Genomic DNA, 11,740 nt, shown 5'->3' with positions numbered 1-11,740 from the left:
GCTCCCATCCCGAATTACTGACCTATTCAGATAAACGTCATCCCACCGCATTGGCACTGGTGTTGGCTACCGCCATCGCCGCGCATGCAGGCTGGTAAAACAAGTTAGCCGGAGAATTGTAATGAAACAAATTCAAGTTACGGATGTGACGCTGCGTGATGCACATCAATCATTGATAGCTACTCGTATGCGTACCGATGACATGTTGCCGATCTGCGAAAAGCTTGATCGCGTTGGTTACTGGTCATTGGAAGTGTGGGGCGGGGCGACATTTGATGCCTGCGTGCGTTATCTGAAAGAAGATCCCTGGCAGCGTCTGCGGTTATTACGCGGTATGTTACCTAACACGCGTCTGCAAATGCTGTTACGTGGACAAAACCTGTTGGGTTACCGGCATTATGCCGATGATGTGGTACAGGCGTTTGTTGCCAAAGCCGCTGAAAATGGTATTGATGTGTTCCGGGTGTTTGATGCATTAAATGATATGCGAAATCTGGAAACCGCTTTAAAAGCGGTAAAAGATGCTGGTAAACACGCTCAAGGCACCATCAGTTACACCACCAGCCCAGTGCATACGCCTGAGTTATTTGTCGAGCAGGCCAAAACGCTGCGTGATATGGGCGCCGATTCAATCGCCATTAAAGATATGGCCGGATTGCTGGCACCCTATCCAACCTATGAGTTGGTCAAAGCCATTAAATCTGCTGTGGATTTACCGTTAGTGATCCACAGTCATTCCACCTCTGGTCTCGCACCACTTTGTCAGTTAAAAGCCATTGAAGCCGGTGTTGATCGAATTGATACAGCGATTTCCTCATTTGCTGGTGGAACGAGTCATCCGGCGACTGAAAGTCAGGTAGCAGCGTTAAAAGGCACTGAATGGGATACCGGTCTGGATTTGAATTTACTGGGTGAAATTGCCGATTATTTCCGTGAAGTTCGTAAAAAATATCATCAGTTTGAAAGCGAATTCACCCGCGAAGATGTGTCAGTCCAAATCAATCAGGTGCCCGGTGGCATGATGTCTAATCTGGCCAATCAGCTTAAAGAGCAGAATGCCTTAGATCGTATTCGTGAAGTGTTTGCTGAGATCCCTCGAGTTCGTGAAGATTTGGGCTTTCCACCATTGGTCACGCCAACCTCACAAATCGTCGGTACTCAGGCGGTCTATAACGTATTGAGTGGTGAGCGTTATAAAACCATCACCAATGAAGTAAAACGTTATCTGCTGGGTGGTTACGGCCAGCCGCCGGCACCGATTAATGTTGAACTGCAACGTAAAGCGATTGGTAATGAAACGGTGATGGAATCACGTCCAGCAGATTCTATTGCACCGGAAATGGAAAAATTGCGCGCCAAGATTGGTGATTTGGCGACTTGCGAAGAAGATGTATTAACCTTTGCCATGTTCCCGGACATTGGTCGTGAATTTCTGCAACAACGTCTGGATGGCACTTTGCAACCAGAACCGTTGATTCCAGAGAGCAAAGGCAAAGCTCCAGGCACCGTATCAACTGAGTTTAAAGTCGATGTTCATGGTGAAACTTATGATGTTGCTATTACTGGTGTCGGGGATGTTGGCGGCGGTAAACGCAAAATGTATATATCTGTTGATGGTATGCCGGAAGAAGTTATATTCGAAACCATCAGCGAGTTTGTTTCAGATGGTGCTCAACAAGGCCGTAAAAAAGCTAGCGATCCTGGTCATATCACCACACCTCTACCAGGCAATGTCGTTGAAGTGTTGGTCAACGTCGGCGATAAAGTAAATTCCGGTCAATCAACGATGATTATTGAAGCGATGAAAATGGAATCAGAGTTACTGGCCAATATTGACGGTGAGGTCAAGGCGATTCATGTCACTAAAGGTGATCGGGTTACGCCGGGTGAAGTGTTAATTGAAATTGCTTAAAAGCTGTTGAATAGAAAACTTGAGAACCGGGGCATGTCCCGTTTTTTTTTATAACTCAATGTCCGTCGTACTATCCAGACTGTCGTAATAAATTATTGCCAGGTAACGAATCGGCATTTGCAGAATATTTTCCGGACGATGTGGTTGCTCCGCATTAAAGGTCAGCGAATCTCCGGGTTCCAACACATAGAGTTCATCGCCTACGGTGTATTCCAATCGGCCTTCCAGCATGTAAATAAATTCAGTGCCGGGATGCTCAAACGGGGCAAAGATTTCACCTTGTTCTTCCAAAGTGATTAAAAACGGTTCAAACAGCTTTTTCGGACCTTGATCATAGGCCAGCAGATGATATGTGTGACCGCATTTAGTGCCGCGTCTGACCACTTCCATACCTTCACCATGTTTGACATATTGAGCACCGCCTTTTGGCGTGTCGTAATCATGAAACAGTTTTGACAGTGTCACACCCAATGCATTGGCTAAATGTTCGAGCTTTTCCAGACTAGGGGAGGTTAAGCCGTTTTCAATTTTGCTCAACATGCCACGACTTAACGCAGCCCGTTCGGCGACTTCGGCAATGGTAAGTCCATTCTCTAAACGTAAGTGCCGCAATGTATTGCCAAGATGCTTATCAAGCAATTTTGGCGCGGACTCCATTCCAGTTAATTCATTTTTATCGTTCACATAGATTTCCTTGTTTGCCACACAGTGCTTTGATCATACACGAAATTTTGTTTTTTTCTGTGCTTATTGATTCATATAGTGAAACAAAGTTTAACAAAGTTGTTGACAGCAAAAAACACAAATGCGTAAATAGAGCTAAAGTTTCACTGAGTGAAATAAAGTTTACTTAAAAGGTGGTAGGAAAAACTACTCCCTTGGTAGTAGATCTGATGGCAAAACAGCAAGAGGATGATTCATGCCGTTACGTTTGTTGAAATACGCAATTAGTCGGGAACACCCGGCACCACGCTTTTTCCGTGACTGCGTAGAGCCTAAGAAAACCTATGACGTTGTTATCATCGGCGGCGGTGGACATGGCTTGGCCGCTGCGTATTATCTGGCCAAAGATTACGGCATCACCAATGTGGCTGTGTTGGAAAAAGGCTATATCGGTGGCGGAAATACCGGACGTAACACAACGATTATCCGTTCCAACTATCTGACTCCGGAAGGCGTTAAGTTCTACGACGCCAGCGTGAAGATCTATGAAGGTCTTTCCGAAGAGCTGGATCTGAATCTGTTTTATTCTAATCGTGGACATTTCACCCTAGCTCATACCGAGTCAGCGATGCGTACCATGCGCTGGCGGGCTGAGGTCAATAAACATGTTGGTGTCGAAAGTTATGTGGTTGGCCCGGAAGAAATCTCCAAAGCCTGCCCGCAATTAGATATCTCCTGCAGCGGTCAAGCTCCAATTTTAGGTGCGCTTTATCACGCACCGGGTTCAGTTGCTCGACATGATGGTGTGGCCTGGGGTTATGCCCGCGGTGCCGATCAGCTAGGGGTAGAAATATTCCAGAACACTGAAGTTACCCGTATTGACGTGAAAGGCGGCAAAGTCTGCGGTGTTCAAACCAATAATGGCTATATCAGCACCAATAAAGTGTTGTCGGCCGTAGCTGGGTTTACCCCGCGTATCACACAGATGGTGGATTTGCAGACTCCTATCGTCATTCATCCATTACAAGCCTGTGTTACTGAGCCGATGAAACCTTGGCTCGATACCATCTTGGTATCAGGAAGTCTGCATGTTTATGTCAGTCAGTCTTCACGTGGCGAATTGGTGATGGGCTCATCTTTAGATCCATATGAGATGCACTCGACACGCTCATCGCTGGATTTTGTGGAAGGGCTGACCTCGCATATCACCGATATGTTTCCGTTTCTTTCCAACGTCAAAGTGGTTCGCCAATGGGCGGGGATGGCAGATTTGACGCCGGACTTCGCACCCATCATGGGCAAAACACCGATAGAAGGTTTCTATCTGGATGCCGGTTGGGGAACCTGGGGTTTCAAAGCCACGCCAATCAGTGGCAAAACCATGGCAGAGACCATTGCCAAGGATATGGCGCCAGATTTAATTAAGTCATTTCGTTTGTCGCGCTTTGAAGACTACGAATTGACCGGTGAAAAAGGTGCCGCTTCAGTCGGCCATTAAACGAGAGTATCGCAATGAAATTACTGCAATGTCCTGTTAATGGAATCAGACCTCTGAGCGAATTCAGCTATGGCGGTGAATTTCGCACCATGCCTGATCCAGATAGTTGCACCGATCAACAGTGGCAGCCTATGTGCATTACCGCAGTGGCGCGCCTGGTTATAAAAAAGAATGGTGGTATCACATGCCCAGTGGCACTTGGTTTATAGCAGAACGTAATACGATTACCGACAAAGTCAGCCGCACCTATCTGTTGCCTAAACGGGAGGTTGCTGTATGAGTTCAAGATTAACGACGCAATCGACTGAATGGATCCAGCGCGATAAGCCTTTTAGCTTCAGCTACGAAGGCCAGCAAGTTACTGCCTTTGAAGGCGACACCATTAGTAGTGCTCTATGGGCCAATGGCATCAAGGTTTTAGGACGCAGTTTCAAATATCACCGTGCCCGCGGCATTCTGACGTTGGCAAATCATGATGTAAATGCGTTGATGACCGATGGTGTAGATACCAATATCCGCGCCGATGTTTGGCCGGTGCAAGCTGATATGCAGCTATACGCGGTGAATACCACTGGCGGTGTAATAAAAGACAGAAGCCAGTTTATCGATAAAATTTCGCCGTTATTACCGGTCGGCTTTTATTACAAAGCCTTCCATACACCACGCCGGTTTTTCCCCTTCTGGGAAGACAAGATCCGTAAAGCGGCTGGTTTGGGTGAGGTGAACTTTAATTTCCCGAGAATTCCCAAGCCCAAACAGCATGCACATTGTGATGTGTTGATCATCGGTGCTGGTATTGCCGGATTATCAGCTGCAATCAGTGTGGCAGAGCAGGGTCTGTCAGTCATTATTGTTGATGAAAATGCCAAAGCCGGTGGCAGCCTTACTTACGATATGGCTAGTGAATCAGCAAACCAATTAACAGAATTACTTAGTGTTGTTGATAGCCATAACAAAATTCGCCTGATCACCAACGCCTATGCCGCAGGTTATTACGCCGATCATCTAGTACCGATCGTCGAAACTACTGGTATCACTAAAGTTCGTGCCAAAGCACTGATTGTGGCCAGTGGTGCTTTCGAACAACCACCGGTATTTCGTAATAATGATTTACCCGGTGTGATGATGGGTTCTGCTGCACAACGGTTGATTTATCGTTATGCGGTCAAACCATTTGATAAAGGTGTGGTAGTTACTGCCAACGATTACGGCTATCGCACTGCATTGGATTTACTGGCGGCAGGTGTGGATGTGCTGGCAGTGATTGATATGCGCCGCGAAGGCAGTAGCTCGCCATTAGTCACTGAGCTTAAAAGTAAACAGGTCGCTGTGCATAAAGCCAGCTGCGTTTATGAAGTCATTGCTTCCAAACACAAACTGGGTGTTTCGGAAGTGGTTATCTGTCCTTACGACGAGTTGATGGCAGAAGCTGATACCAAAAATAAAATCCGTCTTAAATGTGATGGCGTGGCAATGAGTGCCGGTTGGGCGCCTGCTGCTGCATTGTTATATCAAGCAGGCACCAAAATGCGCTTTGATAATGCGGTGCAACAGTTTGTGCCAGCAGAACTGCCGGAAGGCGTGTTTGCTGCCGGTAAGGTCAATGGCATATTTGAACTAGACCAACGTCAGTTGGATGGACAACGTGCCGCTGCTGAAGCGTTGAATTATTTGGGTAAATCGGTTGCCACTGTTGAAGTAAAACCACATCAGGGCATTTCGCCAAGCCATGCTTATCCGGTGGTCAATCATCCGAAAGGCAAAAACTTTGTCGATTTTGATGAAGACATTCAGGTTAAAGACTTTATCAATGCCGCCAAAGAAGGGTTTGACAACATTGAGTTGATGAAACGTTTCACCACAGTTGGCATGGGCCCGAGCCAGGGTAAACATTCCAATATGAATGCGATTCGCATCCTGGCACGCATTCGTGATTTGCCGGTAGAGAAAATCGGCACGACTACGGCCAGACCCTTTTTTCATCCAACGCCGATAGGCCACTTGGGTGGTCGTGGGTTTCATCCACATCGTTATACCGCGATGCATGAATGGCACATTGAAAATGGCGGAATAATGACCGCTGCAGGTTTGTGGATGCGTCCGTCCTATTATCTGCCAGCGGGAAGTCAGCTGACGGCACATCAGGCAATGCAACAGGAAGCCATGGCCGTTCGCACTAAAGCCGGAATGATTGATAACAGCACCTTGGGCAAGATCGAAGTCTATGGTCCGGACGCGGCAGCGTTTCTTGAACGGGTTTACACCGGCAAATTCGCCAAGCAGAAAGTTGGTCAATACCGTATTGCCATGCTGCTAGATGAAGCTGGGGTGATGGTCGATGACGGTCTGGCTTGCCGACTGGCAGAAGATCGTTTTTATCTGACAACCAGCACCACCAATTCCGCAATGGTATATCGCCAGTTACAACGTGAAGTACAAATCAGCGGTTTGTCAGTGTCGTTAGCCAATCTGACTGGTGTTAAAGCGGCCATGACCATTGCTGGCCCGGCAGCGGCAGATATTTTGTCACAATTAACTACAGTGGATTTATCTGCTAACGCTTTCCCAACGGGGAGTGTGGTGGAAACCAAGGTGGCAGATATTGAATGCCTGTTGCTGCGTGTGGCCTTTGTTGCCGAACAGGCTTTTGAGATTCATCTGCCAGCCGCTGCAGGTTTATACGTCTGGAATCAATTGATGCAAGCCGGTGCGTTATTTGGCCTGACGGCTTATGGCACCGATGCTCAGCGTTTACTCCGGCTGGAAATGGGACATCACCTGATTGGGCATGACACTGATGGATTAACCAATCCGTTTGAAGCTCACGCTGAGCCATTGATCGCCATGGATAAAGCCTTTTTTACCGGTCAACGCAGCTTAAAAATTATCGCCAAAAAACCACTAAATAAAACGCTGGTGAATTTTGTGTTGGATAGCAATTTTGCAGGTGACTTACCCAACGAATGCAACCTGGTGATTGATAACGGCGATATCGCAGGACGCATTACCAGTATTGCCTACAGCCCTTATTTGAAGAGAGTGATTGGTATTGCCTTTGTGCCACCGGAAAAACGCCAACCCGGCAGCCGGTTTGAGATTCGTAATGATGCCGGGGATTTGATTGCCGCCACCGTGATTCAGTCACCCACTGAACTGGCCAAAAGTGCATAGGAAAGCTTACTGATGAAATCGACCATGTTAAAAAGCCCAATCGCCTTCGCTCAGGCTAGCCAAAACCCGCAAATGGCTGAGGTTAACGGCATGCTGACGGCAGTAAGGTTTGCTGATGAAGCTATTGAATCACAACGTGCTGATGTGTTGGCTATCTGCGATGTCAGTGCGTTTGCACGAGTCAGCATAAAAGGACAACAAGCCGCCAGTTACTTGCAACAACAAGGCATTGCTTTGCCAGCCGATGCGAATCAATGGCTTTTCGAAGCAGATCGTCTGGTGATGCGGCTGGGCAACAGTGAATTTTTAATTGAAGACCAAAGCTCCAACGTTAAACCATCGGTCAGTGAGCTCTCATCTGCAGAGGGCGTGCACAAAGTCAGTCGCAACGACGCGGCTTTCATCTTGACCGGAAACCATATCCAACCATTATTTGCAGAAATTTGTGAAATCGATCTGGTGGCCGAACTGGCAACAGAAAACCACCTGGTCATGACAGTCATTGCAGGGGTGTCAGCAACGTTGCTGAGCCAAACGCTTAATGGAGAGCGCATCTATCGACTCTGGTGTGATGGAACTTACGGACCTTATCTGTGGAAGACCTTGCTTAGCATTATTGAACAAGCAGGCGGCGGAGCCGTGGGATTGCATCACTTTTATCCAAAGATTTAACCGATTGCAGATCTCAACATTAAGGAAAGGCTTATGAAATCGTTAGCAGAAGCAAAACAGTTTCTTGAAACCAATAACATCAAATATGTGCTGGCCCAGTTTGTAGACATTCATGGGGTCGCCAAAACCAAATCTGTGCCGGCCAGTTGTCTGCAAGATGTCGTCGAAAAAGGCGCGGGTTTTGCCGGGTTTGCAGTGTGGGGTTTGGGTATGGAACCACATGGCCCTGACTTTCTGGCTCGTGGTGATTTGAGCACTTTATCGATTGTGCCTTGGCAGCCGGGTTATGCCCGAATTGTCTGTGATGGTCATGTTAATGGTAAACCACATCCTTACGACAGCCGTGTGGTGTTGAAAAAACAACTGAGCATGCTGGCGGATAACGGCTGGACCTTAAACACTGGTCTGGAACCGGAATTTTCCTTATTTAACCGTGGTGCAGATGGCGCATTACTGCCCGTAGATGAGAGTGATTTGCTGGATAAACCTTGTTACGACTACAAAGGTTTGTCTCGTTCAAGAAATTTCCTCGAATCGCTGGTGGATTCGCTGCAACAGGTGGATTTTGATGTTTATCAAATCGACCATGAAGATGCTAACGGCCAGTTTGAAATCAACTATACCTACAGCGATGCGTTGACCTCAGCTGACCGCTTTACTTTTGTACGGATGGCGGCAGGTGAAATTGCCAACGGTATGGATATGGTTTGTTCGTTTATGCCAAAACCATTCTCCGATCGTACCGGTAATGGCATGCACTTCCATCTGTCGATTACTGATAAAGATGGCAAAAACCTGTTTAACGATGACAGCGATGTGAATGGCATGGGCTGTCAAAAATGGCCTACCACTTTATCGGTGGCCTGCTGCATCACGCGGATTCTTTATGTGCCTTTGCTGCGCCGATTGTGAATTCCTACAAACGTCTGGTAGTCGGTGGGGCCGCTTCCGGTGCAACCTGGGCACCAGCCTATATTTGCTATGGCGATAACAACCGCTCGGCGATGGTGCGTATTCCGTATGGTCGTCTTGAATTCCGCTTACCGGATTCCAGCTGTAATCCATATTTAGTGCATGCCGCATTGATTGCTGCCGGTATGGACGGTGTTGAACGCGAATTGGATCCAGGCGCGCCACACAACATCAATTTATACGATTTGAGTGAAGCTGAATTGAAAGAAAAAGGCATCGGGGTATTACCACAAAACCTCAACGAAGCATTGGATGCTTTGGCCGCCAATAGTGTGCTCAGAGAAAAAATGGGATCAGAAATCGTCGATGAATTTATCAAAGTAAAACGCATGGAGTGGATTGAATATTCACGTCATGTATCCGATTGGGAACGCAAACGCTACGCCGAGTTTTTCTAATCGGTTTATCAAGCAGTTATTGAAGAGGTATTAATTATGTGTGGAATAGTCGGCCTGTATTTAAAAAACGAGTCGCTGGAAAGCCAACTGGGACAATTGTTTGTGCCCATGCTGATCGCGATGACCGATCGCGGTCCTGATAGTGCTGGTTTTGCGATTTATGGTGATGAAGTAGCGGATGACTCTGTCAAATTAACGCTGCGTCATGAAGATGAAAACTATGATTGGGCTGGGCTGGCTAAACGTCTGGAAACCGCATTTTCGACCAAAGTCGATTGGTTTCAAAACAGCAAAGTCGCGGTGTTTAAACTGACTGCCGATGCCGACGATGCCATCGCCTATCTGCATGAAAATGCCCATGATGTGTTGGTGATGAGTGCTGGCAAATCTATTGAAATCCTTAAGGAGGTTGGTCTGCCAGAAAACATCGTTGAGATGTTCAAACTGGGTCAGATGAAAGGCAGCCACATTATCGGCCATACCCGTATGGCAACAGAATCTGCTGTCACTATGGCCGGTAGTCATCCGTTCTCAACAGGCATGGATTTGTGTCTGGTACATAACGGTTCGTTATCCAACCACAACCGTCTGCGTGCTGAATTAAAACGCGAAGGCATTCACTTTGATACGGACAATGACACTGAAGTCGCAGCGGGCTATATGACCTATCGCCTGCAACAGGGTGACAGTCTGAATCAGGCGTTGGAGCATGCGCTGCAGGATCTGGATGGTTTTTACACCTTCACCATCGGCACAAAAAATGGCTTTGCTGTGGTGCGTGATCCGATTGCCTGCAAACCTGCAGTAATTGCCGAAACCGATGACTACGTAGCCATGGCATCTGAATATCAAGCGCTGACCACTTTACCTGGTATTGAGAATGCCAAGGTATGGGAACCTGAACCCGCGACGATTTACGTCTGGGAACGTGGTGATAAGTGATCGGCGAACAGTAAGGGGAACACAATGAGAACAGTAGATTTAGCAACACAAACGGTGCGTGACTTAAACCAGGCGTTACACGATCAGGCTAAAGAGTGTACCGAAACCGAATGGGAAGTGCTTAATCCCAAAGGACAGCACAACCTGGCCGTAGGACTTGATCAGAAGCTAAAAATCGATATTAAGGGTCATGCCGGTTATTACTGTGGTGGCATGAATAAAGTAGCCGATATCGTGGTTCATGGCAGTGCCGGCCAAGGTGTGGCAGAGAACATGATGTCAGGCAGTGTTCGCGTGAAAGGAAATGCCTCATCTTCTGCCGGGGCAACCTCAATTGGCGGGTTGTTGGTCATCGAAGGCGATGCTGGTTCGCGTTGTGGCATTTCCATGAAAGGTTCGGACATTGTTGTTACTGGTAATGTCGGTCATATGAGCTGCTTTATGGGCCAGGCCGGAACCCTCGTGGTTTGTGGGGATGCCGGTGATGCCTTGGGCGATTCGCTTTATGAAGTCCACATTTATGTGAAAGGTGAAGTGAAATCGTTGGGTGCAGATTGTATTGCTAAAGAAATGCGCGATGAGCATATCGAGGAACTGAGCGAAGTGCTGAAGCGTGCCGGGGTGGATGAAGACCCTCATGCTTTTAAACGTTATGGCTCTGCACGCCAGTTATACAACTTTAAAGTCGATAACGCTTCGGCGTATTAAAGCTGATTTTACGAGGAATTTATTATGAGTGAAAAAACGAAATACATTACCGAACTCCGTGAGTCAGCAACCTTTGATCGCTCGACTATGGCCGAGATTCGCCGGGCAGCCGATACCGGTATCTACGACATTCGTGGCTGGGGTGCCAAGCGTAAGTTGCCACATTTTGATGATTTGTTATTTCTGGGTGCAAGTATGTCGCGTTACCCGTTGGAAGGTTATCGTGAAAAATGTAATACCCAAGTGACATTAGGTACCCGTTTTGCCAAAAAACCGATTGTGATTGAAACCCCGGTCACTATTGCTGGTATGAGCTTTGGTGCTTTGTCAGCCAATGCTAAAGAAGCTTTGGGCCGTGGCGCCTCTGCTGTTGGTACATCTACTACAACCGGTGACGGCGGTATGACACCGGAAGAACGTGGTCAATCTACTAAACTGGTGTATCAATACTTGCCATCACGCTACGGTATGAATCCGGATGATTTACGCAAAGCCGATGCCATTGAGGTTGTATTGGGGCAGGGTGCCAAGCCGGGCGGTGGTGGTATGTTGTTGGGACAGAAGATCACCGAACGTGTTGCCAAAATGCGTACTTTGCCGATGGGTGTTGATCAACGCAGTGCCTGCCGACATCCAGATTGGACCGGGCCGGATGATCTGGCTATCAAAATTCTTGAATTGCGTGAAATTACTGATTGGCAAGTGCCTATCTATATCAAAGTCGGTGCAACTCGAACTTACTATGATGTGAAGCTGGCGGTGAAAGCCGGTGCCGATGTCATTGTTGTTGATGGTATGCAGGGG

The 11,740-nt window shown here is 47.5% G+C and carries 10 protein-coding genes and 1 pseudogene; 10 read left to right on the top strand and 1 reads right to left on the bottom strand.

Annotated features, from left to right (window positions below):
* Window positions 1–121: 121 nt before the first annotated feature.
* Window positions 122–1,912 carry a sodium-extruding oxaloacetate decarboxylase subunit alpha gene (gene oadA / locus E8Q33_RS10195; RefSeq protein WP_136554553.1) on the top strand — a complete coding sequence of 597 codons (1,791 nt, stop codon included), beginning with the start codon at window positions 122–124 and terminating at the stop codon, window positions 1,910–1,912.
* A gap of 48 nt (window positions 1,913–1,960) precedes the next feature.
* On the opposite strand, the gene E8Q33_RS10190 is transcribed toward oadA, so the two are convergent.
* Window positions 1,961–2,596, bottom strand: a complete 636-nt coding sequence (locus E8Q33_RS10190; RefSeq protein WP_247870036.1) for a helix-turn-helix domain-containing protein — start codon at window positions 2,594–2,596, stop codon at window positions 1,961–1,963.
* Between the two features lie 235 nt (window positions 2,597–2,831).
* On the opposite strand from E8Q33_RS10190, the gene E8Q33_RS10185 reads away from it, so the two are divergent.
* From E8Q33_RS10185 to E8Q33_RS16070, 9 genes and pseudogenes are all read left to right on the top strand, one after another.
* Window positions 2,832–4,073, top strand: coding sequence for an FAD-dependent oxidoreductase (locus tag E8Q33_RS10185; protein WP_069295870.1), 1,242 nt, complete (start codon window positions 2,832–2,834; stop codon window positions 4,071–4,073).
* A 14-nt stretch (window positions 4,074–4,087) separates the two neighbouring features.
* A pseudogene (locus E8Q33_RS10180) lies at window positions 4,088–4,353 on the top strand (sarcosine oxidase subunit delta).
* The gene (locus E8Q33_RS10175) at window positions 4,350–7,244 is read left to right on the top strand and encodes an FAD-dependent oxidoreductase (RefSeq protein ID WP_136554551.1); all 2,895 of its coding nucleotides are present in this window, start codon (window positions 4,350–4,352) and stop codon (window positions 7,242–7,244) included. Before E8Q33_RS10180 ends, E8Q33_RS10175 begins: the two are co-directional and overlap by 4 nt.
* Window positions 7,245–7,256: 12 nt before the next feature.
* Window positions 7,257–7,916 (top strand): aminomethyltransferase family protein, encoded by a 660-nt coding sequence (locus tag E8Q33_RS10170; RefSeq protein ID WP_136554549.1) that lies wholly within the window; start codon window positions 7,257–7,259, stop codon window positions 7,914–7,916.
* A 33-nt stretch (window positions 7,917–7,949) separates the two neighbouring features.
* The gene (locus E8Q33_RS10165) at window positions 7,950–8,828 is read left to right on the top strand and encodes a hypothetical protein (protein ID WP_247870034.1); all 879 of its coding nucleotides are present in this window, start codon (window positions 7,950–7,952) and stop codon (window positions 8,826–8,828) included.
* A complete protein-coding gene (locus E8Q33_RS16075) occupies window positions 8,756–9,286 on the top strand; it encodes a hypothetical protein (RefSeq protein WP_247870033.1) in 531 nt (176 codons plus the stop codon). The genes E8Q33_RS10165 and E8Q33_RS16075 overlap by 73 nt, the downstream gene beginning before the upstream one ends.
* 36 nt (window positions 9,287–9,322) lie before the next feature.
* Window positions 9,323–10,228 carry a glutamine amidotransferase family protein gene (locus tag E8Q33_RS10160; protein WP_136554547.1) on the top strand — a complete coding sequence of 302 codons (906 nt, stop codon included), beginning with the start codon at window positions 9,323–9,325 and terminating at the stop codon, window positions 10,226–10,228.
* Window positions 10,229–10,252: 24 nt separating this feature from the next.
* A complete protein-coding gene (locus E8Q33_RS10155) occupies window positions 10,253–10,936 on the top strand; it encodes a protein glxC (RefSeq protein ID WP_136554546.1) in 684 nt (227 codons plus the stop codon).
* Between the two features lie 24 nt (window positions 10,937–10,960).
* On the top strand, window positions 10,961–11,740 hold a 780-nt coding region (locus tag E8Q33_RS16070), incomplete at its 3' end, for an FMN-binding glutamate synthase family protein (RefSeq protein WP_247870032.1).

Source organism: Methylophaga sp. SB9B (assembly GCF_004832235.1).
GTDB classification, from domain to species: Bacteria; Pseudomonadota; Gammaproteobacteria; order Nitrosococcales; family Methylophagaceae; genus Methylophaga; species Methylophaga muralis.
Note: the sequence above shows the minus strand (reverse complement) of the source record. Positions and strands in the feature narration are given on the sequence as shown.

What these genes read in the sequence shown, in the direction of transcription:
- E8Q33_RS10165 (WP_247870034.1), top strand. Translation starts at nt 7,950, where the DNA reads ATGAAATCGTTAGCAGAAGCAAAACAGTTTCTTGAAACCAATAACATC.
- E8Q33_RS16075 (WP_247870033.1), top strand. Translation starts at nt 8,756, where the DNA reads ATGGCCTACCACTTTATCGGTGGCCTGCTGCATCACGCGGATTCTTTA.
- E8Q33_RS10155 (WP_136554546.1), top strand. Translation starts at nt 10,253, where the DNA reads ATGAGAACAGTAGATTTAGCAACACAAACGGTGCGTGACTTAAACCAG.
- E8Q33_RS10160 (WP_136554547.1), top strand. Translation starts at nt 9,323, where the DNA reads ATGTGTGGAATAGTCGGCCTGTATTTAAAAAACGAGTCGCTGGAAAGC.
- E8Q33_RS10175 (WP_136554551.1), top strand. Translation starts at nt 4,350, where the DNA reads ATGAGTTCAAGATTAACGACGCAATCGACTGAATGGATCCAGCGCGAT.
- E8Q33_RS10170 (WP_136554549.1), top strand. Translation starts at nt 7,257, where the DNA reads ATGAAATCGACCATGTTAAAAAGCCCAATCGCCTTCGCTCAGGCTAGC.
- E8Q33_RS10185 (WP_069295870.1), top strand. Translation starts at nt 2,832, where the DNA reads ATGCCGTTACGTTTGTTGAAATACGCAATTAGTCGGGAACACCCGGCA.
- oadA (WP_136554553.1), top strand. Translation starts at nt 122, where the DNA reads ATGAAACAAATTCAAGTTACGGATGTGACGCTGCGTGATGCACATCAA.